16 protein-coding genes are annotated in these 24519 nt (G+C 61.2%); 3 read left to right on the top strand and 13 right to left on the bottom strand.

Going from position 1 to position 24519, the window contains the following annotated elements:
- Positions 1-156: 156 nt before the first annotated feature.
- The 10 genes from BSF44_RS03955 to BSF44_RS03905 form a co-directional block, all read right to left on the bottom strand.
- Entirely contained in the window at positions 157-1575 is a 1419-nt protein-coding gene (locus tag BSF44_RS03955; RefSeq protein WP_007975602.1) for an FAD-dependent oxidoreductase, read from the bottom strand.
- Positions 1576-1607: 32 nt separating this feature from the next.
- On the bottom strand, positions 1608-6053 hold the full coding sequence (gltB, locus tag BSF44_RS03950; protein WP_095942364.1) for a glutamate synthase large subunit: 4446 nt from the start codon (positions 6051-6053) through the stop codon (positions 1608-1610).
- 350 nt (positions 6054-6403) lie between these two features.
- Positions 6404-8011 (bottom strand): AAA family ATPase, encoded by a 1608-nt coding sequence (locus tag BSF44_RS03940; protein WP_095942363.1) that lies wholly within the window; start codon positions 8009-8011, stop codon positions 6404-6406.
- 10 nt (positions 8012-8021) lie between these two features.
- Positions 8022-9122 carry a 3-dehydroquinate synthase gene (gene aroB / locus BSF44_RS03935; RefSeq protein WP_095942362.1) on the bottom strand — a complete coding sequence of 367 codons (1101 nt, stop codon included), beginning with the start codon at positions 9120-9122 and terminating at the stop codon, positions 8022-8024.
- 151 nt (positions 9123-9273) lie between these two features.
- Positions 9274-9792: a shikimate kinase AroK gene (gene aroK / locus BSF44_RS03930; protein WP_057712350.1), complete on the bottom strand. Its 519-nt coding sequence runs from the start codon at positions 9790-9792 to the stop codon at positions 9274-9276.
- Between the two features lie 4 nt (positions 9793-9796).
- On the bottom strand, positions 9797-11863 hold the full coding sequence (gene pilQ / locus BSF44_RS03925) for a type IV pilus secretin PilQ (protein ID WP_095942361.1): 2067 nt from the start codon (positions 11861-11863) through the stop codon (positions 9797-9799).
- A 13-nt stretch (positions 11864-11876) separates the two neighbouring features.
- The gene (locus tag BSF44_RS03920; protein WP_095942360.1) at positions 11877-12404 is read right to left on the bottom strand and encodes a pilus assembly protein PilP; all 528 of its coding nucleotides are present in this window, start codon (positions 12402-12404) and stop codon (positions 11877-11879) included.
- On the bottom strand, positions 12401-13024 hold the full coding sequence (pilO, locus tag BSF44_RS03915) for a type 4a pilus biogenesis protein PilO (RefSeq protein WP_095942359.1): 624 nt from the start codon (positions 13022-13024) through the stop codon (positions 12401-12403). Before pilO ends, BSF44_RS03920 begins: the two co-directional genes overlap by 4 nt.
- The gene (locus BSF44_RS03910; RefSeq protein ID WP_095942358.1) at positions 13021-13587 is read right to left on the bottom strand and encodes a PilN domain-containing protein; all 567 of its coding nucleotides are present in this window, start codon (positions 13585-13587) and stop codon (positions 13021-13023) included. Before BSF44_RS03910 ends, pilO begins: the two co-directional genes overlap by 4 nt.
- Positions 13587-14651, bottom strand: coding sequence for a pilus assembly protein PilM (locus BSF44_RS03905; protein WP_095942357.1), 1065 nt, complete (start codon positions 14649-14651; stop codon positions 13587-13589). Before BSF44_RS03905 ends, BSF44_RS03910 begins: the two co-directional genes overlap by 1 nt.
- Before the next feature lie 217 nt (positions 14652-14868).
- Between BSF44_RS03905 and BSF44_RS03900 the strand changes: the two genes are divergently transcribed.
- The gene (locus BSF44_RS03900; RefSeq protein WP_371918217.1) at positions 14869-17310 is read left to right on the top strand and encodes a penicillin-binding protein 1A; all 2442 of its coding nucleotides are present in this window, start codon (positions 14869-14871) and stop codon (positions 17308-17310) included.
- Positions 17311-17542: 232 nt separating this feature from the next.
- Here the strand turns inward: BSF44_RS03900 and BSF44_RS03895 are convergent, their stop codons facing one another.
- From BSF44_RS03895 to rpmE, 3 genes are all read right to left on the bottom strand, one after another.
- Complete coding sequence (locus tag BSF44_RS03895; RefSeq protein ID WP_095942355.1) at positions 17543-18811, bottom strand: malic enzyme-like NAD(P)-binding protein; 1269 nt, start codon at positions 18809-18811, stop codon at positions 17543-17545.
- A gap of 182 nt (positions 18812-18993) precedes the next feature.
- The gene (locus tag BSF44_RS03890; RefSeq protein ID WP_095942354.1) at positions 18994-19782 is read right to left on the bottom strand and encodes a thermonuclease family protein; all 789 of its coding nucleotides are present in this window, start codon (positions 19780-19782) and stop codon (positions 18994-18996) included.
- A gap of 35 nt (positions 19783-19817) precedes the next feature.
- Positions 19818-20036 carry a 50S ribosomal protein L31 gene (rpmE, locus tag BSF44_RS03885; protein ID WP_008047849.1) on the bottom strand — a complete coding sequence of 73 codons (219 nt, stop codon included), beginning with the start codon at positions 20034-20036 and terminating at the stop codon, positions 19818-19820.
- Positions 20037-20323: 287 nt separating this feature from the next.
- Here rpmE and BSF44_RS03880 point away from each other — a divergent pair, with 287 nt between their 5' ends.
- Entirely contained in the window at positions 20324-22543 is a 2220-nt protein-coding gene (locus BSF44_RS03880) for a primosomal protein N' (RefSeq protein ID WP_095942353.1), read from the top strand.
- Between the two features lie 238 nt (positions 22544-22781).
- The gene (gene argS / locus BSF44_RS03875) at positions 22782-24518 is read left to right on the top strand and encodes an arginine--tRNA ligase (RefSeq protein WP_095942352.1); all 1737 of its coding nucleotides are present in this window, start codon (positions 22782-22784) and stop codon (positions 24516-24518) included.
- Position 24519: the final 1 nt, after the last annotated feature.

The raw sequence follows: 24519 nt of genomic DNA, 5'->3' as shown, positions 1-24519 counted from the left end.
TGGGCGTCTAAACCCGTCCGGCTGACTGCAATGCAATACCTGTGGGAGCTGGCCTGCCAGCGATAGCATCACCTCGGTCAAACTGACACACCGAGGTGTCTGCATCGCTGGCAGGCCAGCTCCCACAGGTATTGCATTGCAGTCAGCCGGACGGGTTTAGACGCCCAGATAATCCAGGATCCCTTCGGCGGCATTACGGCCTTCGAAGATCGCCGTCACCACCAGGTCGGAACCGCGCACCATGTCGCCACCAGCAAAAATTTTCGGATTGCTGGTCTGATGCTTGTACTGGCCCTGTTCCGGTGCCACCACGCGGCCCTGGCTGTCGGTCTGGATTTCGAACTGTTCGAACCACGGCGCCGGGCTTGGACGGAAACCGAAGGCGATGACCACGGCGTCGGCCGGGATGATCTCTTCGGAGCCCGGGATCGGCTCGGGGCTGCGACGGCCACGGGCGTCCGGCTCGCCGAGACGGGTCTCGACCACCTTCACGCCTTCGACCTTGTCTTCACCGACAATGGCGATCGGCTGGCGGTTGTAGAGGAATTTCACGCCTTCTTCCTTGGCGTTCTTCACCTCTTTGCGCGAGCCAGGCATGTTCGCTTCGTCACGACGATAGGCGCAGGTCACCGACTTGGCGCCTTGGCGGATCGACGTACGGTTGCAGTCCATCGCCGTGTCGCCACCGCCCAGTACCACGACCTTCTTGCCTTTCATGTCGACGAAATCTTCCGGCGACTTTTCAAAGCCCAGGTTGCGGTTGACGTTGGCGATCAGGAAGTCCAGCGCGTCGTACACGCCCGGCAGGTCTTCCCCGGCAAAGCCGCCCTTCATGTAGGTGTAGGTGCCCATGCCCATGAATACCGCATCGTATTCTTCGAGCAGTTGCTCCATGGTCACGTCCTTGCCCACCTCGGTGTTGAGGCGGAACTCGATGCCCATGCCGGTGAAGACTTCGCGACGATTGCTCAGCACGGTCTTTTCCAGCTTGAACTCGGGGATGCCGAAGGTCAGCAGACCACCGATTTCCGGGTTCTTGTCGAACACCACCGGGGTCACGCCGCCGCGCACCAGCACATCGGCACAGCCCAGGCCCGCAGGCCCGGCACCGATGATCGCGACACGCTTGCCGGTCGGCTTGACCTTGGACATGTCCGGGCGCCAGCCCATGGCGAACGCGGTGTCGGTGATGTACTTCTCCACCGAACCGATGGTCACCGCGCCGAAGCCGTCGTTGAGGGTGCAGGCACCCTCGCACAGACGGTCCTGCGGGCACACACGGCCGCAGACTTCCGGCAGGGTGTTGGTCTGGTGCGACAGCTCGGCGGCCTGGAGGATGTTGCCCTCGGCCACCAGCTTCAGCCAGTTGGGAATGAAGTTGTGCACCGGGCACTTCCATTCGCAATACGGGTTACCGCAACCCAGACAGCGGTGGGCCTGGTCGGCCGACTGCTGGGGTTTGAAGGGTTCGTAGATTTCCACGAACTCTTTCTTGCGTTGACGCAACAGTTTCTTCTTCGGATCCTTGCGCCCGACCTCGATGAACTGGAAGTCATTATTCAGACGTTCAGCCATTTTAAAACCTCATCAAACTCTTCAGGCGCATATCACTGCGGGTTGGCACGGGTGCTGGAAAGCAACGACTTCAGGTTGGCAGCCTTGGGCTTGACCAGCCAGAAACGACGCACGTAATCATCGAGGTTCTCGGCGAGTTCACGACCCCATTCGCTGTCGGTTTCCTCGACGTACTCGTTCAGCACGCGTTGCAGGTGGCTGCGGTAGGCTTCCATCGCCTCGCCGCTGATCCGCTGGATTTCCACCAGTTCGTGGTTGACCCGGTCAACGAAGGTGTTGTCCTGGTCGAGCACGTAGGCGAAACCGCCGGTCATGCCAGAGCCGAAGTTGTAACCGGTCTTGCCCAATACGCAGACAAAACCACCGGTCATGTACTCGCAGCAGTGATCGCCAGTGCCTTCCACGACGGTGTGGGCACCGGAGTTACGCACGGCGAAACGCTCGCCCGCGGTGCCAGCGGCGAACAGCTTGCCGCCAGTGGCGCCGTACAGGCAGGTGTTGCCGATGATGGCACTGTCCTGGGTGCGGTAGACGCTGCCCTTGGGCGGCACGATCACCAGCTTGCCGCCGGTCATGCCCTTGCCGACGTAGTCGTTGGCGTCGCCTTCCAGGTACATGTTCAGACCGCCAGCGTTCCATACGCCGAAGCTCTGCCCAGCCGTACCCTTGAAGCGGAAGGTGATCGGTGCGTTGGCCATGCCCTGGTTGCCGTGCTTGCGCGCGATTTCGCCGGAGATCCGTGCGCCGATGGAACGGTCGCAGTTGCAGATATCCAGAGCGAACTCGGCGCCGCTCAGGTCGTTGATCGCCGAGGTGGCCAGGTCGACCATTTTCTCGGCCAGCAGGCCCTTGTCGAACGGCGGGTTGCGCTCAACACCACAGAACTGCGGCTTGTCCGCCGGCACGTGGTCGCTGCCCAGCAACGGGGTCAGGTCCAGGTGATGCTGCTTGGCGGTCTGGCCTTCGAGGATTTCCAGCAGATCGGTACGCCCGATCAGCTCTTCGAGGGAGCGCACGCCCAGCTTGGCCAGCCACTCACGGGTCTCGGTGGCGACGTAGGTGAAGAAGTTCACCACCATGTCGACGGTACCGATGTAGTGATCCTTGCGCAGCTTCTCGTTCTGGGTCGCAACGCCGGTGGCGCAGTTGTTCAGGTGGCAGATGCGCAGGTATTTGCAACCCAGGGCGATCATTGGCGCGGTGCCGAAGCCGAAGCTTTCAGCGCCGAGGATGGCTGCCTTGATTACGTCGAGGCCGGTTTTCAGGCCGCCGTCGGTCTGGACCCGGACTTTGCCGCGCAGGTCGTTGCCGCGCAGGGTCTGGTGGGTTTCGGCCAGGCCGAGTTCCCACGGAGCGCCCGCGTATTTGATCGAGGTCAGCGGCGATGCACCAGTGCCGCCGTCGTAGCCGGAGATGGTGATCAGGTCCGCGTAGGCCTTGGCCACACCGGCGGCGATGGTGCCGACGCCCGCTTCCGCTACCAGCTTCACCGAGACCAGTGCCTTCGGGTTGACCTGTTTCAGGTCGAAAATAAGCTGCGACAAGTCTTCGATCGAGTAGATGTCGTGGTGCGGCGGTGGCGAAATCAGGGTCACGCCCGGCACTGCATAGCGCAGCTTGGCGATCAGACCGTTGACCTTGCCGCCTGGCAGCTGACCACCTTCGCCGGGCTTGGCGCCCTGGGCGACCTTGATCTGCAGCACTTCAGCGTTGACCAGGTATTCCGGGGTTACACCGAAACGACCGGTCGCCACTTGCTTGATTTTCGAGCTCTTGATGGTGCCGTAGCGCGCCGGGTCTTCGCCACCTTCACCGGAGTTGGAACGCGCACCGAGTCGGTTCATGGCTTCGGCCAGGGCTTCGTGAGCTTCCGGCGACAGGGCACCCAGGGAGATGCCGGCGGAATCGAAGCGTTTGAGCACCGATTCCAGTGGTTCGATCTCGCTGATGTCCAATGGAGTGTCGAGAGTTTTGACTTTCAGCAGGTCGCGGATCATCGACACCGGGCGGTTGTCCACCAGCGACGTGTATTCCTTGAACTTGCTGTAGTCGCCCTGCTGCACTGCGGCCTGCAGGGTGCTGACCACGTCCGGGTTGTAGGCGTGGTACTCGCCACCGTGGACGAACTTCAGCAGGCCGCCTTGCTGGATCGGCTTGCGCGGACTCCAGGCTTCGGTGGCCAAGGCTTTCTGCTCGGCTTCGATGTCGACGAAACGCGCACCCTTGATGCGGCTCGGCACGCCACGGAAGCTCAGGTTGCAGACTTCCTCGGACAGGCCGATGGCTTCGAACAACTGCGCACCGCGGTACGAAGTGATGGTCGAGATCCCCATCTTCGACAGGATCTTCAGCAGGCCCTTGGTGATGCCTTTACGGTAGTTCTTGAACACCTCATAGAGGTCGCCCAGTACTTCACCGGTACGGATCAGGTCGCCCAGCACTTCATAAGCCAGGAATGGGTAAACGGCAGAGGCGCCGAAACCGATCAACACAGCGAAGTGATGCGGATCGCGAGCGGTCGCGGTTTCCACCAGGATGTTGGAGTCGCAACGCAGGCCTTTTTCGGTCAGGCGGTGATGCACCGCGCCGGTGGCCAGGGAAGCGTGGATCGGCAACTTGCCCGGGGCAATGTGACGGTCGCTCAGCACAACCTGGGTACGGCCCGAGCGCACGGCTTCTTCAGCCTGATCGGCCACGTTGCGGATCGCAGCTTCCAGGCCGACGCTTTCGTCGTAGTTCAGATCGATGATCGCGCGCTCGAAGCCCGGACGATCGAGGTTCATCAGCGAGCGCCACTTGGCCGGGGAAATGACCGGCGAGCTGAGGATTACGCGCGAAGCGTGTTCCGGCGACTCCTGGAAGATATTGCGCTCGGCTCCGAGGCAGATCTCCAGCGACATGACGATGGCTTCACGCAGCGGGTCGATCGGCGGGTTGGTGACCTGCGCGAACTGCTGGCGGAAATAATCGTACGGCGTGCGCACGCGCTGGGACAGCACGGCCATCGGCGTATCGTCGCCCATCGAGCCCACGGCTTCGTAGCCCTGCTCGCCGAGCGGACGCAGCACCTGGTCGCGCTCTTCGAACGTGACCTGGTACATCTTCATGTACTGCTTGAGCTGATCGACGTCGTAGAACGCCGAACCGTGGTCGTTGTCTTCCATGGTCGCCTGGATGCGCAGGGCATTCTTGCGCAGCCATTGCTTGTACGGATGACGGGACTTCAGGCGGTTGTCGATCGCGTCGGTGTCGAGGATCTGACCGGTTTCGGTGTCCACGGCAAAGATCTGGCCCGGCCCCACACGGCCCTTGGCGATCACGTCTTCAGGCTGGTAGTTCCAGACACCGATTTCCGAAGCCAGGGTGATGAAGCCGTTCTTGGTGGTCACCCAACGCGCCGGACGCAGACCGTTACGGTCGAGCAGGCACACCGCGTAACGACCGTCAGTCATTACCACGCCAGCCGGGCCGTCCCACGGTTCCATGTGCATCGAGTTGTATTCGTAGAACGCACGCAGATCCGGGTCCATGGTTTCGACGTTCTGCCACGCTGGCGGAATGATCATCCGCACGCCACGGAACAGGTCGATGCCACCGGTGACCATCAGCTCCAGCATGTTGTCCATGCTCGAGGAGTCGGAACCCACGCGGTTGACCAGCGGGCCGAGCTCTTCCAGATCCATCAGATCGTTGGTGAACTTGGTGCGACGGGCCACGGCCCAGTTGCGGTTGCCGGTGATGGTGTTGATCTCGCCGTTGTGCGCCAGGAAGCGGAACGGTTGAGCCAGCGGCCATTTCGGCAGGGTGTTGGTGGAGAAGCGCTGGTGGAACACGCAAATCGAGGTTTGCAGGCGCTCATCGCTCAGGTCCGGATAGAAGGCGGTCAAATCCGCCGGCATCATCAGGCCTTTGTAAATGATGGTCTTGTGGGAAAAGCTGCACACGTAGTGGTCGGTGTCGGCGGCGTTTGCCACGGACGAGCGACGACGGGAGGTGAACAGCTTGACGGCCATGTCCTGATCGCTCAGGCCTTCACCGCCGATGAACACCTGCTCGATCTGCGGCAGACGCTCAAGGGCCAGGCGGCCGAGGACGCTGGTGTCGATCGGCACTTTGCGCCAGCCGACCAGTTGCAGACCGGCGGCCAGGATCTCGCGGTTCATGTTCTCGCGAGCGGCTTCGGCTTTGACCGGGTCCTGGTTGAAGAAGACCATGCCCACAGCGTATTGCTTGGGCATTTCGACGCCGAAGGTTTCCTGGGCGATGGCTCGCAGGAACACGTCCGGCTTTTGAATCAGCAGACCGCAACCGTCACCGGTCTTGCCGTCGGCATTAATCCCACCGCGGTGGGTCATGCAGGTCAGGGCCTCGATGGCCGTTTGCAAAAGGGTATGACTGGGCTCGCCCTGCATATGAGCAATCAGGCCGAAACCGCAGTTATCCTTGAATTCATCTGGTTGGTACAGACCTGCTTTCATAGACACTTTCTCACCAGGCTGCCTCTTATCGAGGCAAATTTCTTTTCAATTCAACCACTTACCATCCGCGCCGAACGTACGCCAGCTTTGCGGGGGCAAAAGGGAGGTCATTGTACACACCGACACAGAGGCTCACAAATTTGACGACGAAATGTCGCAAATCTATGTCGCATTTGTGAAAGGTTTAAAGCGATCTGCTGTGCTAGTCAAAACTTTTTTTAATTCTGACCGCAACGACTCAAAGACTACTGTGACGCAGACACCACAAGGCACGCAGCCCGAAGGGCGGCGCGCACTTGTAGAAATTTTGAGGTGCTTGGAGAGGCGGCCTGGGTAAGGCCGCCGAATCTTCAGCGAGTTGTTGCCAGTTCCTGTTGGACGCTGGCGACAGTGCGAGGCCAAGGTTTACCAGCCTGAACCTTCGCTGGCAAGGCCTTGATGGCGGAAACGGCTGCATCACGATTGGCGAAGTTGCCGTAGGTGATCACGTAGAGCGGCTTGCCATTGAGGACTTTCTTGAAATAACGGTACTCGCCGCCCTGCTCCTTGACGAAGCTTTGCGCGGCGGTTTCGGAGCTGGTGCCGAGGATCTGCACCACGTAGTTGCCCGGTGCCTGGCCGGCGTACCAGGTACCGCCAGCGGCCTTGGCCACCGGAGCCGGTTTCTCGGCAGGCTTGGCCGCCGCCGCAACGACTGGCTTGGCTGGCGCTGGAGCAGGCTTTGTCACAGGAGCAGGCGCTGGCTTGGCGGTGGCGACCTGGGTCGGCGCAGGCGTCGGTTTGGCCGCTGGTGTCGGTGTCGGTGTCGGTGTCGGCGCAGGACCGGCAGGAACGCCTGCAGGCGGTGCAGTGGTGGTCACCGTCGGCGGTGTGGCGCTGGAGCCTTCGACCGGAACGCCGTCATCGCCTTCGGTGATGCCGCCCGCGGCTTCAGCCAGCGGGGCGCGCATGACCGGTTGCGAGTTACCGACCAACGGCAATGGCATCGGCTGAGTGTTGCCGGCGAATTCGACGGCCGGTGCACCGCCATTCGCGGTTGGCTGGCCCTGGCCAAGCGGCAGTTGTGCCTGTTCATTGGCCGGAGCACCGGTGGTCGGTGCCTTGTTGCGACCCGGAATCAACCAGGCGGCAGCTACCGCGACCACGACCACGGCGGAAATCGCCAATACGTGTTTCTTCGGCATATTGAACCCCATTTTTGGACGCTTGACCGCTGAGCGGCTGGCGATCATGGCTTCGATCATTGCATCGCGGGCGACCTGATTGATGCTTCCAGGCCAGCCTTCGGAGCTTTCGTGAATATCAGAGATCTGATCCGCGGTGAAAAGTTCGATACCGCGACCCGCGCCTTCGAGCCGCTGCTCCAGATATTCGCGGGTTTCTTCTTCGGTGTAGGGTTGCAACTCGATGACGTGGAAACGCTCTTCCTCGAGATGCAAAGCCTCAAGCTGACCGATCAGCGAGGTCTCACCGAACAGGAACACATGCGGACGGCCTTCAGGCGCGCCGGCAGCCAGGACCATCAGAGCCTCAAGGGCGGACTCGTCGAGTTGTTCGGCGTCATCGACCAGCAGATAGACTTCTTGCCCGGTCAGGGCAAGCTGCACCACCTGGGCCAGAATCGCGTCGGCATCAGCCTGGCCGACGCTCAGCGCCTGGGCAACCTGGCGCAGCACACCGGCCGCATCGCCGGCGCCGCGGGCAGAAACCACCACGCTTTGCACCGATTGCTTGTTGGTGCTGGCGACCAGGGCCTGACGCAACAGGGTCTTGCCACTGCCTTCGGGGCCAGTGACTACCAGCAGCAACTGGCTGTAGCGGGCCAGGTGATGCAGTTGTCCCAGCACGGGTTTGCGCTGGGCCGGGAAAAATTTGAAGCCAGGCACCCGTGGAGCAAAAGGGTCATGACTCAACTGGTAATGGCCGAGGAAAGCCTCGTCGGCATGCAAACTAGTCATCGTGTTCTTATTAACCTTTAAGCTGAGCCAGGGCGCGGTAGTCTGCCCCCAGCGTGGCCTGTAGAACCTCTTTCGGATAATCGTCGGTCACCACCGCTTCGCCCATGTGGCGCAGCAGCACCAGGCGCAAACGACCGTCGATCACTTTTTTATCAATGGACATGTGTTCGAGGAAATCGGCTTCTGTCATCTCTTGCGGCGGAATGACCGGCAGCCCCGCCCGCTGGAACAGACGAATGCCGCGATCACGCTCCTGCTCGCTGATCCAGCCCAGTCGCGTGGACATTTCCAGCGCCATTACCGTGCCAGCAGCCACTGCCTCACCATGAAGCCATACACCATAGCCCATGTGGGTTTCGATGGCGTGGCCAAAGGTGTGGCCCAGGTTCAGGGTGGCACGAACGCCCGTCTCTTTCTCATCGGCACCGACTACCGCCGCCTTCGCCGCGCAGGAGCGCTCGATGGCATAGGTCAGGGCTTGCTGGTCCAGATTGCGCAGGCGGTCAACGTTGTCTTCGAGCCAGGTCAGGAACGGCTCATCACAGATCAACCCGTACTTGATGACTTCGGCGAGGCCGGCGGACAGTTCGCGGGCCGGCAGGGTATTGAGGCTGGCGGTATCGATCAGCACCACGTTCGGCTGATAGAAGGCGCCGACCATGTTCTTGCCCAGCGGATGGTTGATCCCGGTCTTGCCGCCGACCGAGGAGTCGACCTGGGACAGCAGCGTGGTCGGAACCTGGATGAAATCGACGCCGCGCTGGTAACAGGCGGCGGCAAAGCCGGCCATGTCACCGATCACACCGCCGCCAAGGGCGATTACCGTGGTGCGGCGGTCATGCCGGGCGGTCAGCAGACCGTCGAAAATCAACTGCAGGGTTTCCCAGGTCTTGAAGGCTTCGCCGTCGGGCAGTACCACGGAAATCACCGAGAACTGCGCCAGGCTGCGGGTCAGACGTTCGAGATAGAGTGGCGCAACAGTCTCGTTGGAGATGATCGCTACTTGCCGTCCGCGAATGTGCGGGGCCAGCAACTCGGGCTGATCCAACAAACCTTCGCCAATATGAATCGGGTAGCTGCGCTCGCCTAGATCGACCTTGAGTGTCTGCATGTGTCCCCACAGTGAAGATGGAATCAGGCGTTCCGCCCTGAGTTAACGAATATCCACGGCCTCTGCTGGTGTGACGCCGTTCGGTAGCCATCCGCCACAACCTTGTTCGGTCATGGCGGGACGCCGAGGATAGCGCATTTCGCGCGGCGCTTTAACGGGGTGGCAGCTGCTGCAGACGCTCCAGAATGTCGAGTACGACCATTCGTGGCGGCCGCTCATCGGTTTCGACCACCAGGTCGGCAATTTCCCGATAAAGCGGATCGCGGATCGCCAGCAGATCCCGAAGAGTCTTGGCCGGATCGGCGGTACGCAACAATGGCCGATTGCGGTCGCGGGACGTGCGGCCGACCTGCTGCTCGACCGACGCATGCAGATAAACCACTCGCCCACCGGCATGCAGTGCCCGACGATTGGCTTCGCGCATGACCGCGCCGCCGCCTGTCGCCAGCACCACACCGTCGCAATCGCACAGCTCGGCAATCATTGCCTGCTCACGATCACGAAAGCCCGGTTCGCCTTCCTTATCGAAGATCCAAGGGATATTGGCGCCCGTGCGCAATTCAATTTCCTTATCGGAATCTTTGAATGGCAGGCGCAGCTCTTTGGCCAGCAACCGGCCGATGGTGCTTTTTCCAGCGCCCATCGGTCCAACAAGAATCAAATTTCGCACAGAATCAATGACTCACAGCAATCGCCTGATTATTCATGATACGCGGAGTGAGGAATACCAACAGCTCGGATTTTTTCTCCGAAACCACATCACGCCGGAAAAGGCGGCCAAGATACGGCACATCGCCAAGAAATGGCACCTTATCTACAACCTTGCTCTGAGTATTTGAGAAAACGCCGCCAATGACGATGGTCTCGCCATCGTTGACCAGAACCTTGGCATTGACTTCGTTTTTCTTGATGGGCGGTACATCCTGGACCTTGTTCAGGAAGTCCGGTTCGTCCTTGGTGACCTTGACCTCCATGATAATCCGGTTGTCGGGCGTGATCTGCGGCGTCACCTCAAGCGACAGCGAAGCCTCCTTGAACGACACCGAAGTCGCGCCGCTGGAACTGGCTTCCTGGTAGGGAATCTCGGTGCCCTTGAGGATTTTCGCGGTTTCCTTGTCGGACGTGACCACCTTGGGCTGCGAGACGATTTCCCCGTTGCCGGTTTTCTCCATGGCCGTCAGTTCCAGGTCCAGCAAGACGTTATCGGTGATGAACGCGATGCCGATTCCCGAGGTATTGTTGGCTACGCCCATGTCGACGAACGGTGAGTTGGTGCTGGTGCTGCCGGGTGTGCCGATGGTCGAAGACCCATTGAGTCCGTTGCTGACACCGGAGGTATTCCAGTTGCCCTTGTTCTGTATCGAACCGCCCCAACGCACCCCGAGGCTTTTGTCATAGTCGACATTGGCTTCGACAATGCGCGCCTCGATCATCACCTGACGCACCGGGATATCCAGTTGCGTGACGATTCTGCGCAGCTCGTCCAGCCGGTCCTGGGTCTGGTAGGCAATGATGTTGTTGGTGCGCTCATCGACGGTGATCGAGCCCCGCTCGTCGGGTTTCGCTTCGGCACTGGTCACCGACTGGAAGAGCTTGGCGATGTCCGCCGCCTTGGCGTAATTGACCTGCAACAGCTCCCGACGCAACGGCGCCAGATCGGCAATCTGCTTCTGCGATTCGAGCTCCTGACGTTCACGGGCAGCAATTTCATCGGCCGGCGCAACCAGCAGGACATTGCCGACCTTGCGCTTGTCCAGCCCCTTGGTTTTCAGCACCAGGTCCAGCGCCTGATCCCACGGCACGTTCTGCAGGCGCAGGGTAATTCCCCCCTGGACCGTGTCGCTGGCCACCAGATTGAGGTTGGTGAAATCGGCGATCAGTTGCAGCACCGAACGCACGTCGATGTCCTGGAAATTCAGCGATAGCTTCTCGCCGCTGTAGGCCTGCTGCCCGACTTTGCGCTTTTGCAGCTCGTCGACCGTCGCCGGGCGAACGCTGATCGTGAGCTTATTGTCAGTCTGATAGGTCGAGTAATCGAACGTCCCGCCGGGCTCAATGCTGATGGTGGCCCGGTCGCCGCTCGCGCTGGCATTGACGAACTGCACGGGCGTGGCGAAATCCTTCACGTCCAGCCGCACGCGCAATCGCTCGGGCAATCGGGTTTTGGCAAATCCGACGATGATCCTGCCCTCGCGCTCTTGTATCTCGGGCGCAATCGATGGATCCGACAAGTCGATCACCACGTTGCCTTCGCCCTGGGTTCCCCGCTGGAAATCCACACCCCGAATGGCTTTGCCTGCCGTGGCGGCTCGAACCGGAACCGGCATTGCTGTGGCCGCCGGCCTGGATGACGACGGTTTGACTCCCTGCCCGACAACGACCAGCAAATTGTTGCCTTCAATTCGCGAATCATACGGGGCCGGCTGAGCCAGGTTGATGATCAATCGCGTACGGTCCCGGGCTTCCACCACCGTCGCACTACGGGCATTTCCACTGCCGAGATCGCGAGTCTTGCTGGCCAGCCGACTGGCGACACCCGGCAAATCCAGAGCAATCCGGGCCGGCGAATCCGTCGTGTAGCCGTGGGGCACCGGGGGCGGCGCATCGAACGACAACTTCAACTCGACACGGTCACCCGGCAGCGCAGCGACATCCAGCGCCTTGAGATTGGCCGCTTGTACCATCGGCGACAACAACGCTATCCATAGCGAAAGGCCGACGGTGGAAAAAATCCTGTTCATTTTTGGAGTTCCACTATGAGTGCTCTTTCAAGGAAATGGTCCGGGGACGCTCCAGCCAGGCACCCTGACCATCAGGGACAATTTCAACCACATCGACTTGAGAGCCGCTGATCGCAACGACCCTTCCTTCGTTACGCCCCAGGTAATCGCCGACTTTAAGACGGTGCACCCCACCCGCCCCGCGCAGCAGGGCATAGGAGCCTGTTGCATTGGAAAGGGTGCCGACCATTTCAAACTGCTCGATGTTGAAGCCTTCGAGGTATTGCTTAACCCGACCCGGGTCGGGTTTGACGTTATGCGAGCCCCGCCGACGGGTCGCCAGATCTGTGCTGATCTGCGGCGAGAACGGGCTGCGCAGATTCGCCGCGTTGTAAGTGAATGCCGGGTAAGACCGGAAGACCGGCATTGGTTCAATCTTCCCCGGCCCATGCAGGCGCGTTTCGTTCATGTACGCATCCAGACCGGTGTAGTCGTCGCCTGCGTCACAACCGGACAGGGCAAACAGCAACACCACCACCGAAAAACAACGTGCCGGACTCATTGATGCTGTCCCTTGTCGTTGTAGCGGTAGGTCTTGGCGAGGATGGTCAAGCGCAGCTTCGGAGCGCTCTCGGGGTTGACGGGGGCAAGATCGAAATCGTGCAAGGTGACGATTCGCGGCAACCCGGCCACACCGCTGACGAACGTGGCCAGGTCATGGTAGTCCCCGGTGACCGTGATCTGGATCGGCAGCTCGATGTAGAACGGCTGGGCGACCTCCGGCAACAGCTTGATCTCTTCGAACTCCAGGCCGCTGCCCAGCCCCGTACGCGTAATGTCTTCGAGCAAGCCGGGCACTTCGGTGTCGCTGGGCAATTGTCGCAGCAGTACGTCGAAGGCGTTCTCCATCTCCTTCAACTGCCGGGTGTAGAGATCCAGATTCGCCGCCATGCGGGCTTTGCCGGCGAACTGTTCCTTGAGTGTCGACTCTTCCTCGCGCTTGAGGTCGAGCTGGCTCACAAGGTCGCGGGTGGAAAAGCCATAGCCAAAGGCCAGCATCAGAAGCACGAGCAATCCAGCCACCAGAAACTTGATCGCCGGCGGCCAGGAACCCACGTTGCTGGTATCCAGATCATTGATGTCGATCTTGCGCAGCCCTTCGAACCATTCGGACAGGCTCATTTGCCACCCTCCGGCGCTGCAGGCTGAGCCTGGCGAACGGTCAACCGGAAGATGTTGGCCTGCTCCACCTGACCCGCAGCCGTAGCCTTGACTTCGGTCAGGCTCGGCGCATCGAACCAGTCTGATGCCTCGATATTGCGCATCAACTCTGAAACACGGTTGTTGGATTGCGCGGCGCCGGTGATGGACAAGGTCTTTGCGGTCATTTTCACTTCGGTGAAATACACGCCGTCGGGCAGGGCTCGCGCCAACTGATCAAATACTCGCCCGCTGATTTGGCGATTGCCTTGCAGCTCCTGAATGATGCTCATGCGTTCGACCAGTTGCTGACGGCGCGCCTTGAGATCATTGATCTGTGCGATCCGCTCATCGATCACGGCGACTTGCTTGCCTATGTAATCGTTACGGGCGACTTGCCGGTCGATGGCACCGCTGATGACCTGGTTCGCGACCAGCACCGCACCCATCGCGCCCATCATTGCCGCCACCAGGACCAGCAGGAAACGCTTGCGGCGAACTTCACGCCGCTCTTCGCGCCAGGGTAAAAGGTTGATCCGCGCCATCAGTCGAAGCTCCTGAGGGCCAGACCGCAAGCGATCATCAACGCCGGGGCATCACTCGCCAGGGCAGCACCGTTGATCTTGCTGCCCAGAATCATTTCGCAAAAAGGGTTCGCAACCTGGGTCGGCGTGCCCAATTGCTGCTCGATCAAACGGTCCAGCCCCGGGATCGACGCCGTACCGCCGGCCAGCAGGACATGATCGACGGCGTTGTACTGGCCTGAGGCAAAGAAGAAATGCAACGAGCGCGACACCTGCTGCACCAGCGCCTCTCGAAATGGCTGCAAGACCTCATCGGTATAGCCTTCCGGCAGACCGCCCTTCTTTTGCGCCAGCCCCGCCTGCTCCAGTGTCAGGCCATAGCGACGCTGGATTTCCTCGGTCAGTTGCCGACCGCCGAACAGCTGTTCGCGGGTGTAGATAATCCGCCCGTTGTGCAACACGCTCAGGGTGGTCATGGTCGCGCCAATGTCCACCACGGCGACCGTCGAAGGCTTCCCGGAAACCACGAGTCGGCCGGCCAGCAGTTCGAATGAACGCTCCAGCGCGTAGGCCTCGATATCGACCACGCGGGCGGTCAGCCCCGCCAAGGCCAGGGCTGCCTCGCGAAATTCGACGTTTTCCTTGCGACAGGCGGCGAGCAGCACGTTGACACGTTCAGGATTGCGCCCGGAGGTGCCCTGGACTTCAAAGTCGATCGCGACTTCGTCCAAGGGATAAGGAATGTACTGATCGGCCTCGATCTTCAGCTGGCTTTCCATCTCGTCCTCGGAAAGACCGGCCTCCATCTCGATGGTCTTGGTGATCACCGCCGAGCCTGCCACGGCCACGGCCACGTTCTTGAGGCCGGTTCTGGCCTTGGCCAGTGCGCGTGCGACGGCCAACCCCACGCCTTCGAGCTCGGCGATATTCTTTTCGATCACCGCGCCGACCGGCAACGGCTCGACCGCATAGGCCTCGACCCGATAGCGCTCACCCTGACGGCTCAACTCAAGCAGTTTCACCGAGGTGGAGCTGATGTCGATTCCCAGCAGCGTATTGGATTTTTTGTTGAAGAGTCCTGGCACTACCAATTCCCTATGACTTTCCGTGAGTTACGGACTCTGCAATGTCCATTGCGTTCAATCCGCCCGTCTTGACAGCAGCGCCAGCCACGCTCCCGATCAGAAAAATGCTTATAATGCCCAGCGTTTTTTTCCGCATTTGCTCAAGCGCGGGTCGTTCTCATTTAGCCTGAACCCTGTTGCCCAATTCATTTTTTACCCTGGATATCCAAAAGCCTTGATTCGTCTGCTGAAGTTTTTCGGTTGGTCCATCGTCGCGGTTTTCTGCGGACTCCTTCTGGGTCTGAGCGGGGCGTACCTTTACCTTAGTCCCGGACTTCCGTCCGTGGAGGCGCTGAGAAGCATCCAGTTGCAGATCCCTTTGCGGGTCTACAGCAGCGATAACAAGTTGATCGCAGAGTTTGGCGAAATGCGCCGTACGCCGATCCGTTTCGCCGACATTCCCCCCAATTTCATCAATGCGTTACTAAGTGCTGAAGACGACAATTTCGCCAACCACTACGGCGTCGATCCGAGCAGCCTGATGCGTGCCGCGACCCAGCTGGTCAAAAGCGGGCACATCCAGTCCGGCGGCAGCACGATCACCATGCAGGTGGCGAAGAACTTCTTCCTGACCAGCGAACGCAGCTTTTCGCGCAAGACCACCGAAATCCTCCTGGCCCTGCAGATCGAACGTCAGCTGACCAAGGACGAGATCCTCGAGCTGTACGTCAACAAGATCTATCTGGGTAACCGTGCCTACGGTATCGAGGCGGCGGCGCAGGTCTATTACGGCAAATCAATCCGCGATGTCAGCCTGGCGCAAATGGCAATGATCGCCGGCCTGCCCAAGGCGCCGTCGCGTTTCAACCCGCTGGCCAACCCAGCGCGCAGCAAGGAGCGTCGCGACTGGATCCTGGGGCGCATGTACAAGCTCGGAAAAATCAGCGAGGCCGACTACACCGCGGCGATCAACGAGCCGCTGAACGCCAGCTATCACGTGCCGACGCCGGAAGTGAACGCCCCGTACATCGCCGAAATGGCCCGTGCCGAAATGGTCGGGCGTTATGGCAGCGATGCGTATACCGAGGGCTTCCGCGTCACCACCACGGTGCCGAGCGACCTCCAGGAACTGGCCAACACGGCGGTCCACGAAGGTCTGATGACCTACGATCAGCGCCACGGCTATCGCGGGCCTGAGTCGCGGCTGCCGGGCAAGACTCGCGAAGCCTGGGCAACCGAGTTGACCAAACAACGCATCATCAGCGGCCTGGAACCGGCCATCGTGACCCAGGTCGACAAGAACGGCCTGCAAGTGCTGACCCGCACCGGCCAGGAACACGTGAACTGGGACACCATGAAGTGGGCCCGGCCGTTCCTGAACACCAACAGCATGGGCGCCAACCCGAAACAACCCTCGGACGTGGCCCAGGTCGGCGATCTGATTCGCGTGCAGCGTCAGCCGGACAACTCGCTGAAGTTCAGCCAGATCCCGCAGGCACAGGGCGCGCTGGTGTCCCTGGATCCGCAGAACGGCGCCATTCGTTCGCTGGTCGGCGGCTTCGCCTTCGAGCAGAGCAATTACAACCGCGCATTGCAGGCCAAGCGCCAACCGGGCTCGAGCTTCAAACCCTTCGTCTACGCCGCTGCGCTGGATAGCGGCTACACCGCCTCCAGCCTGGTGAACGACGCACCGATCGTGTTCGTCGACGAGTACCTGGACAAGGTCTGGCGCCCGAAGAACGACACCAACACCTTCCTCGGCCCGATCCGCCTGCGTGAAGCGCTGTACAAGTCACGCAACCTGGTGTCGATCCGCTTGCTGCAGGCGATGGGCGTCGGCAAGACCATCGACTACATCACGCGCTTCGGCTTCAACAAACAGGACCTGCCGCCCAACCTGTCCCTGGCGCTGGGCACCGCGACCCTGACGCCAATGGAAATCGCCACCGGCTGGAGTACCTTCGCCAACGGCGGCTACAAAATCACCCCGTTCATCATCGACAAGATCGAAAGCCGCAACGGCGACACGCTGTTCGTCGCCAACCCGCCGAGCGTGCCTCAGGGCGGCGCCGCCAGCGATGGCATTGCCGCGCCAGCCGCCCCTCAAGCCTTCACGGTCAACGCAACACCGGGCGAAGCCCCGGGCACTACGTCGACGCCACAAGCTCCCGCCGTGGCCGAACGCATCGTTGACGGGCGCACCACGTACATCCTCAACAGCATGCTTGAGGACGTGATCAAGCTCGGCACCGGCCGCCGTGCGCTGGCCCTGGGTCGCCCTGACATTGCCGGCAAGACCGGTACGACCAACGAATCCAAGGATGCCTGGTTCTCCGGCTACAACGCCGATTACGTGACGACCGTGTGGACCGGTTTCGACCAACCGGAAAGCCTCGGCCGCAAGGAATTCGGCGGCACCGTCGCGCTGCCGATCTGGATGAACTACATGGGCGCCGCGCTCAAAGGCAAACCGCCACATACGCAACCGGAGCCAGAAGGCATCCTCAGCCTGCGAGTCGATCCGATCAGCGGCCGCGCGGCCAGCCCGGGCACCCCGGGGGCCTACTTCGAACTGTTCAAGGTCGAAGATACGCCACCGTCGGGGAACGAACTGGGCAACGGCCTGGCACCTGGCAGCCCGCTGCCGGCGGATGAAGCGGCACCGATCGATTTGTTCTGATTGGATGACGCAAGGCAAAAAGCCCCGCTCTTCTTTTGAAGGCGGGGCTTTTTGATATCCGGGTTTCTTGTAACACCGCCATCGCGAGCAGGCTCGCTCCCACAGGGGTACGCATTCCAATGTGTGCGAGCTTGCTCGCGAAGAGGCCCTGACAGGTGGCGCAAAACTGTCAGACACAAAAAAAGCCCCGACTCTCACAAGCCGGGGCTTTTCGTTGAAGCGCTACAACGGCTTAGCCGTTGAACACGTCATCCACGCTTTTGAGCGGGTAGTTCTTCGGATACGGCAGGGTCGCCACACCGGTCTCGATGGCGGCTTTGGCCACGGCATCGGAGATCAGGGTGATCAGACGGGCATCCATTGGCTTCGGAATGATGTACTCACGACCGAATTCCAGCTTGATGCCGCCGTAGGCGTCGCACACTTCCTGAGGGACTGGCAGCTTGGCCAGTTCACGCAGGGCGTTGGCCGCAGCTACTTTCATTTCTTCGTTGATGCGCTTGGCGCGAACGTCCAGGGCACCACGGAAGATGAACGGGAAGCCCAGTACGTTGTTGACCTGGTTCGGGTAGTCGGAACGACCGGTGGCCATGATCACGTCGTTACGGGTGGCGTGCGCCAGTTCCGGGGCGATTTCCGGATCAGGGTTCGAGCACGCGAACACGATCGGGTTCGGCGCCATCGACAGCAGACCTTCAGCGCTCAGCAGGTTCGGGCCGGACAGACCAACGAACACGTCAGCGCCTTGCAGGGCGTCAGCCAGGGTGCGCTTGTCGGTCGCGTGAGCGAACACAGCCTTGTACTGGTTCAGGTCGTCACGGCCGGAGTGGATCACGCCGGTACGGTCGACCATGTAGATGTTTTCGATGTTGGCGCCCATGCTCACCAGCAATTTCATGCAGGAGATAGCGGCGGCGCCGGCGCCCAGGCAGACGATCTTGGCTTCCGGCAGGGTTTTGCCAGCGATTTCCAGGGCGTTGATCATGCCGGCGGCGGTTACGATAGCGGTGCCGTGCTGGTCATCGTGGAATACCGGGATATCGCACTGCTCGATCAGAGCGCGTTCGATTTCAAAGCACTCTGGTGCCTTGATGTCTTCCAGGTTGATGCCACCGAAGGTGATGGAGATGCGCTTGACGGTGTCGATGAAGGCTTGCGGGCTTTCGGAATCGACTTCGATGTCGAAAACGTCGATGCCGGCGAAGCGCTTGAACAGTACGCCTTTACCTTCCATCACTGGCTTGGAGGCCAATGGGCCGAGGTTACCCAGGCCGAGAATCGCGGTGCCATCGGAAATGACTGCAACCAGGTTGCCTTTGCCGGTGTATTTGTAGGCCAGTTCAGGATCGCGGGCGATCTCGCGGACTGGTTCGGCTACGCCCGGGCTGTAGGCCAGCGACAGGTCGCGAGCGGTAGCAGTGGCCTTGGTGAGCTCGACACTCAGCTTCCCTGGACGAGGATTGGCGTGATATTCGAGAGCGGCAGTTTTCAGATCAGACATTTTGGCATTCCGCTTTTACTGTTGGACAGACTGGTGAGCGAGGATACGCGCCTCGCAAAGTCCCCACAAGACTGACCGGTCACCCCTGTCAAGCGCCCGGCCCTACGACTTTGGGCCAAGAGCCACGGCACACAAGGGCTAGACTGTTCACAATATACGGAAAAAATGTCTACAACTTTTTATCACTGCACGACTTGAAGCATCACCGGGTCGGTCAAGGGCAACATCCAGCGCGCCTGCCCTTCTTTCAGTCCGCCACGTCGCGAACGATCCAGGACCCAGCCGCGCGCCTCGATCTGCTTGCCTTCGAGCCTTTCCAGCGAGGCCGCATCGAACCGCCCCAGGAGATTGGGCGCAACCTTCAATACAACCGAATCCTGCAATTCGATCCAAACCCCGCCGCGATTGCGTTGAACCTTGCTCACACGACCGCTGAGCACCGCGAAACCGGAAGTGCTGATCTGCTCCGCTTTCAGTACAGGCGACTGGCGCCATACACCGAGCCCCGCCTGTCGAGCGCTGCTTTCTGCGGCTTGCTGACAGGTGACCAGATCGACATTCGGCGCCACGGCCACCTGAAAACCCAGGCCCTCAGCGAGCATTTGCGCTTCGAGGTTGGCGCCATCGGCACCGTAGACATGGGCCAGGGTGCGGCCGTAATGGTCTTGGCTGTCTTTACCTGGCAGCAAAGCAACCTGCCCATCGCTCGCCGCCACCAAGGCTTCGAGTCGCTTGCGCGCGACCACCGCGAACGGTTCGTCGGAACGGCCATTCTTGCCCAGCTCCGGCGTGTTCAAGCCGATCATGCGCACGCTGCGGCCATCGCTCAGGCGCAGGGTGTCGCCGTCCACCACCCGCTGTACCGCGACAGGCGTCAGACCGCTGGGTGCCGGACAAAATGCCTGGGCGCCCGATAGCCAAATCGCGGACATAAAAAAGGCGCCCGCGAGGGACGCCTTTTTCATCAGCATGGAAAAACCGGAACGGCTTCCCAAGTTGATTGGCCTTAGGCCTTTTTCGCGCCGAAAGCACCGAAACGGTCGGCGAAGCGCTGAACGCGGCCGCCAGTGTCCAGAGTCTTCTGCTTACCGGTGTAGAACGGGTGGCATTCGTTGCAAACGTCGATCGCCAGGGCTTTGCCGAAGGTCGAACGGGTTTCGAACTTGTTGCCGCAGCTGCAGGTAACAGCAACTGCTGGGTATTCTGGATGGATATCAGCTTTCATGGTGTCTTCCTCAGGCTAGCGTGCCGCCACCCAACACTATTGTTGAATACCGCACGTAATTAGGCCGCGGATTCTACCAGACAATGCCAATCACGCAAGCTGTCCCTGAGACCGACCGTCTGCTAGGCTCCCGGCCCAATACGCGATCCCCTGTAGGAGTGAGCCTGCTCGCGATAGCGATCTGCCAGTCGCCGCAATGTTGACTGCAAGATTGCTATCGCGAGCAGGCTCACTCCTACAGGTTATATGTCATGCCCACTATTGTTTGTTGATCGAGATCCCCCCGCGTGCCCAACGCCATTTTGCGCCTCGCCCTGCCTTCGCCGCTGCGCCGCCTGTTCGACTACCGCGCTCCGGCCGGCGTCCTGCGCGTCCATCTGCACCCTGGCATGCGCCTGCGGGTACCGTTCGGCCGGCGCGAGATGATCGGCATTCTGGTGGAGGTCACCGACACCAGCGAAGTGCCGGCCGAGAAGCTCAAGCCGGCCCTGGCCCTGCTTGACGCTACGCCACCGCTGCCACCGGCACTGTTCAAGCTGTGCCTGTGGACGTCCCAGTATTACCAGCACAGCCTCGGCGACACCTTGAGCTGGGCGCTGCCGGTGTTGCTGCGCCAGGGCGAGCTGGCCGAAGCGCGCCAGGAGCGTTTCTGGTCCGCCGCGCCGGGGGCCAGCCTCGATGATCCGCGCATCGCCCGCGCCCCGCGCCAGCGTGAAGCCCTGGCCACGCTGGCCCAGCATCCCCACGGCGTCGCTCATCAATTGCTGAGCAAACTGATGCTGAGCAAGGACAGCCTGGATTTGCTGCTGGCCAAGGATCTGGTGCAGGTCGAGATCCGCCGGCACGCCCCGGGCGCACGCCACGAACACTGGCTGGCGCAACCGGAACTTGCGCTGAACCCGGAGCAGCGCGCCGCCTATGAGGCTATTCGCGCCGGCTTCGACAGTTATCACGCGTTCCTGCTGGCCGGCGTCACCGGCAGCGGCAAGACCGAAGTCTATCTACAGTTGATCCGCGAAACCCTCGAGGCCGGCAAGCAGGCGCTGGTGCTGATCCCGGAAATCAACCTCGGCCCGCAGACCCTGGCGCGCTTCGAACAGCGTTTCAATGCCCGTATCGCGCTGATCCATTCGGCGGTCAATGACCGCGAACGCCTCGAGGCCTGGCTGGCCGCCCGGGACGGCGAGGCCGACATCATCATCGGCACCCGCTCGGCCCTGTTCACACCGATGAAGAACCCCGGCCTGATCATCATCGACGAAGAGCACGACGGTTCCTATAAACAGCAGGAAGGTTTGCGCTACCACGCCCGCGATCTGGCATTGGTGCGGGCGCGACAGGAAAACATCCCGATTGTCCTCGGCTCCGCTACCCCGTCTCTGGAAAGCCTGCACAACGCCTACACCGGCCGCTACGGGCTGCTGCGCTTGAACGAGCGCGCCGGCGGTGCCAAACAGCCGCGTTTCCTGCGCCTGGATGTCAAAAGCCGCCCGCTGGACAGCGGCATTTCCGGGCCGATGCAACAAGCCATCGGCCAGACCCTGGCCGCCGGGCAGCAGGTTCTGGTGTTCCTCAACCGCCGCGGCTTCGCCCCGACCCTGCTGTGTCATGACTGTGGCTGGATGTCCGAGTGCCAGCGCTGTGATGCGCGGATGACCGTGCATCAGCGTTATGGCGAGCTGCGCTGCCACCATTGCGGCTACGTCGAACGCGTGCCGCGCCAGTGCCCGAAGTGCAACAAGGTCGATCTGCGCCCCGTGGGCGCCGGCACCGAACGGGCCGAGGAGCGCCTGGCGATTCTGTTCCCGGACTATCCGGTGCTGCGGGTCGACCGCGACAGCACATCGCGCAAGGACGCAATGAACCAGCTGTTCGCGACCATTCAAAAAGGCCAGCCGTGCATCCTGATCGGCACGCAGATGCTTGCCAAAGGTCACCACTTTCCACGGGTGACGCTGGTGTCGATCCTCGACGCCGACGGCGGCCTGTTCTCCGGTGACTTTCGCGCCAGCGAGCGCATGGCTCAACTGATCGTCCAGGTCGCCGGCCGCGCCGGTCGCGCCGAAGAGCCGGGCAAGGTGATTATCCAGACGCACCTGGCCGACCACCCGCTGCTGGTGCAATTGACCGAGCAAGGCTATTTCGCCTTCGCCGAACAGGCCTTGAGCGAACGTCGTGCGGCCGGGCTGCCGCCGTTTGCGCATCTGGCGCTGCTGCGGGCCGAGGCGCATAAACCGGGTCAGGCCGAAGGTTTCCTGGATGAGGCCTGCAGCGAGGCGGAGCGTTTGCTGGCCGAGCAGAATCTGACCGGGATCGAGTTATTGGGACCGGTCCCCGCACCGATGGAGCGCCGGGCCGGGCGTTATCGTGCGCAACTGTTGGTACAGGCTACGGCGCGGGCCCCCTTGCATCGATTGCTGGCCAGCTGGTTGCTGGTGCTGGAGCAGATGCCGAGCGGGCGGGCGGTGCGCTGGTCTCTGGATGTCGATCCGGTCGATTTGTATTAATTTGAAGATTGCCATCGCGAGCAGGCTCGCTCCCACAGGGGCTTGGTGGTGAATGCAGAATTTATGCACATCCGAGATCCACTGTAGGAGCGAGCTTGCTCGCGAAAGCGGTCGAATTGTCACCACACATCCACATCCTGCCTGCTAAGGTTGGCAAGCCCGTCTTCGCAACGGATAATGCCCAGTTTTTCCACCAGCGCATGATGCGCCGCCGCGCCTGCGGTCGAAAGAGAAGACCATGAAAGACACCATTCGCCAGCTGATCCAACAAGCCATCACCCAACTCGTCAACGAAGGTGTGTTGCCTGAAGGCCTGTCGCCGGCGATCCAGGTGGAAAACTCCCGCGACAAGAAGAACGGCGATTTCGCCAGCAACATCGCCATGATGCTGGCCAAGCCGGCCGGCATGAAGCCCCGCGACCTGGCGGAAAAAATCATCGCCGCGCTGCCGGCCGACGAAAACGTCGCCAAGACCGAAATCGCAGGCCCCGGCTTCCTGAACTTCTTCCAGAACACCGACGCCCTGGCCTCGCGCCTGGACGCCGCCCTGGCCGACGCCCACATCGGCGTACGCAAGGCCGGTCCGGTGCAGCGCACCGTGGTCGACCTGTCGGCACCGAACCTGGCCAAAGAGATGCACGTCGGCCACCTGCGCTCGACCATCATCGGCGACGGCGTGGCCCGTGTGCTGGAATTCCTTGGCGACACCGTGATCCGTCAGAACCACGTCGGCGACTGGGGCACCCAGTTCGGCATGCTGATGGCTTACCTGCAGGAAAACCCGATCACCAGCGACGAGCTGTCGGATCTGGAGAACTTCTACCGCGCCGCCAAGCAACGCTTCGACGAGTCCGAAGAGTTCGCCGACCGCGCCCGTGGCCTGGTGGTCAAGTTGCAGGCTGGCGATCCGGACTGCCTGGCGCTGTGGACCAAGTTCAAGGACATCTCGTTGTCCCACTGCCAGAAGATCTACGAACTGCTCAACGTCAAACTGACCATGGCCGACGTGATGGGCGAAAGCGCCTACAACGACGACCTGATCAACGTGGTCAACGACTTGAAGGCCGCAGGCATGCTGGTCGAGAGCAACGGCGCCCAGTGCGTGTTCCTCGACGAGTTCAAGAACGCTGACGGCGACCCGCTGCCGGTGATCATCGTCAAGGCCGACGGCGGCTACCTCTACGCCACCACCGACCTGGCGGCCGTGCGCTACCGCAGCGGCAAGCTCAAGGCCGATCGCGCGCTGTACTTCGTGGACCAGCGCCAGGCCCTGCACTTCCAGCAAGTGTTCGCCGTGGCCCGCAAGGCCGGTTTCGTGACCCATCCGATGGAAATGGAACACATGGGCTTCGGCACCATGAACGGCGCTGACGGTCGTCCGTTCAAGACCCGTGATGGCGGCACCGTGAAGCTGATCGACCTGCTGACCGAAGCCCAGGAGCGTGCCTACACCCTGGTCAAGGACAAGAACCCGGAGCTTGCCGAAGCCGAGTTGCGCAACATCGCCAAGGTGGTGGGCATCGGCGCGGTGAAATACGCCGACCTGTCCAAGCATCGCACCAGCGACTACAGCTTCAACTTCGACCTGATGCTCAACTTCGAAGGCAACACCGCACCGTACCTGCTGTACGCCTACACCCGCGTGGCCGGCGTGTTCCGCAAGCTGGGCAAGGACTTCAGCGAAGTCGACGGCCAGATCGTCCTCGAAGCAGCGCACGAACACGAACTGGCTGCGAAGCTCGCACAGTTCGGCGAAGTGCTGAACAACGTGTCCGAAAAAGGCACCCCGCACATCCTCTGCACTTACCTGTACGACGTCGCCGGCCTGTTCTCCAGCTTCTACGAGAACTGCCCGATCCTCGCCGCCGATACCCCGGCGCAAATGCAGAGCCGCCTGCGCCTCGCCGCGCTGACCGGACGCACTCTCAAGCAAGGCCTGGAACTCTTGGGCCTGGAAACTCTGGAGCGAATGTAAG

Origin of the sequence: Pseudomonas sp. ACN8 (assembly GCF_002303925.1) — a bacterium.
Taxonomy (GTDB): Bacteria; Pseudomonadota; Gammaproteobacteria; order Pseudomonadales; family Pseudomonadaceae; genus Aquipseudomonas.
The sequence above is the reverse complement of the archived record's forward strand: the minus strand, read 5'-3'. Positions and strand labels throughout refer to the sequence as shown.

Excerpts from the sequence above, each read along its gene's own strand:
- BSF44_RS03955 (WP_007975602.1), bottom strand. The coding sequence starts at position 1,575 with ATGGCTGAACGTCTGAATAATGACTTCCAGTTCATCGAGGTCGGGCGC.
- gltB (WP_095942364.1), bottom strand. The coding sequence starts at position 6,053 with ATGAAAGCAGGTCTGTACCAACCAGATGAATTCAAGGATAACTGCGGT.
- BSF44_RS03940 (WP_095942363.1), bottom strand. The coding sequence starts at position 8,011 with ATGACTAGTTTGCATGCCGACGAGGCTTTCCTCGGCCATTACCAGTTG.
- aroB (WP_095942362.1), bottom strand. The coding sequence starts at position 9,122 with ATGCAGACACTCAAGGTCGATCTAGGCGAGCGCAGCTACCCGATTCAT.
- pilQ (WP_095942361.1), bottom strand. The coding sequence starts at position 11,863 with ATGAACAGGATTTTTTCCACCGTCGGCCTTTCGCTATGGATAGCGTTG.
- BSF44_RS03920 (WP_095942360.1), bottom strand. The coding sequence starts at position 12,404 with ATGAGTCCGGCACGTTGTTTTTCGGTGGTGGTGTTGCTGTTTGCCCTG.
- pilO (WP_095942359.1), bottom strand. The coding sequence starts at position 13,024 with ATGAGCCTGTCCGAATGGTTCGAAGGGCTGCGCAAGATCGACATCAAT.
- BSF44_RS03910 (WP_095942358.1), bottom strand. The coding sequence starts at position 13,587 with ATGGCGCGGATCAACCTTTTACCCTGGCGCGAAGAGCGGCGTGAAGTT.
- BSF44_RS03895 (WP_095942355.1), bottom strand. The coding sequence starts at position 18,811 with ATGTCTGATCTGAAAACTGCCGCTCTCGAATATCACGCCAATCCTCGT.
- BSF44_RS03890 (WP_095942354.1), bottom strand. The coding sequence starts at position 19,782 with ATGCTGATGAAAAAGGCGTCCCTCGCGGGCGCCTTTTTTATGTCCGCG.
- rpmE (WP_008047849.1), bottom strand. The coding sequence starts at position 20,036 with ATGAAAGCTGATATCCATCCAGAATACCCAGCAGTTGCTGTTACCTGC.
- argS (WP_095942352.1), top strand. The coding sequence starts at position 22,782 with ATGAAAGACACCATTCGCCAGCTGATCCAACAAGCCATCACCCAACTC.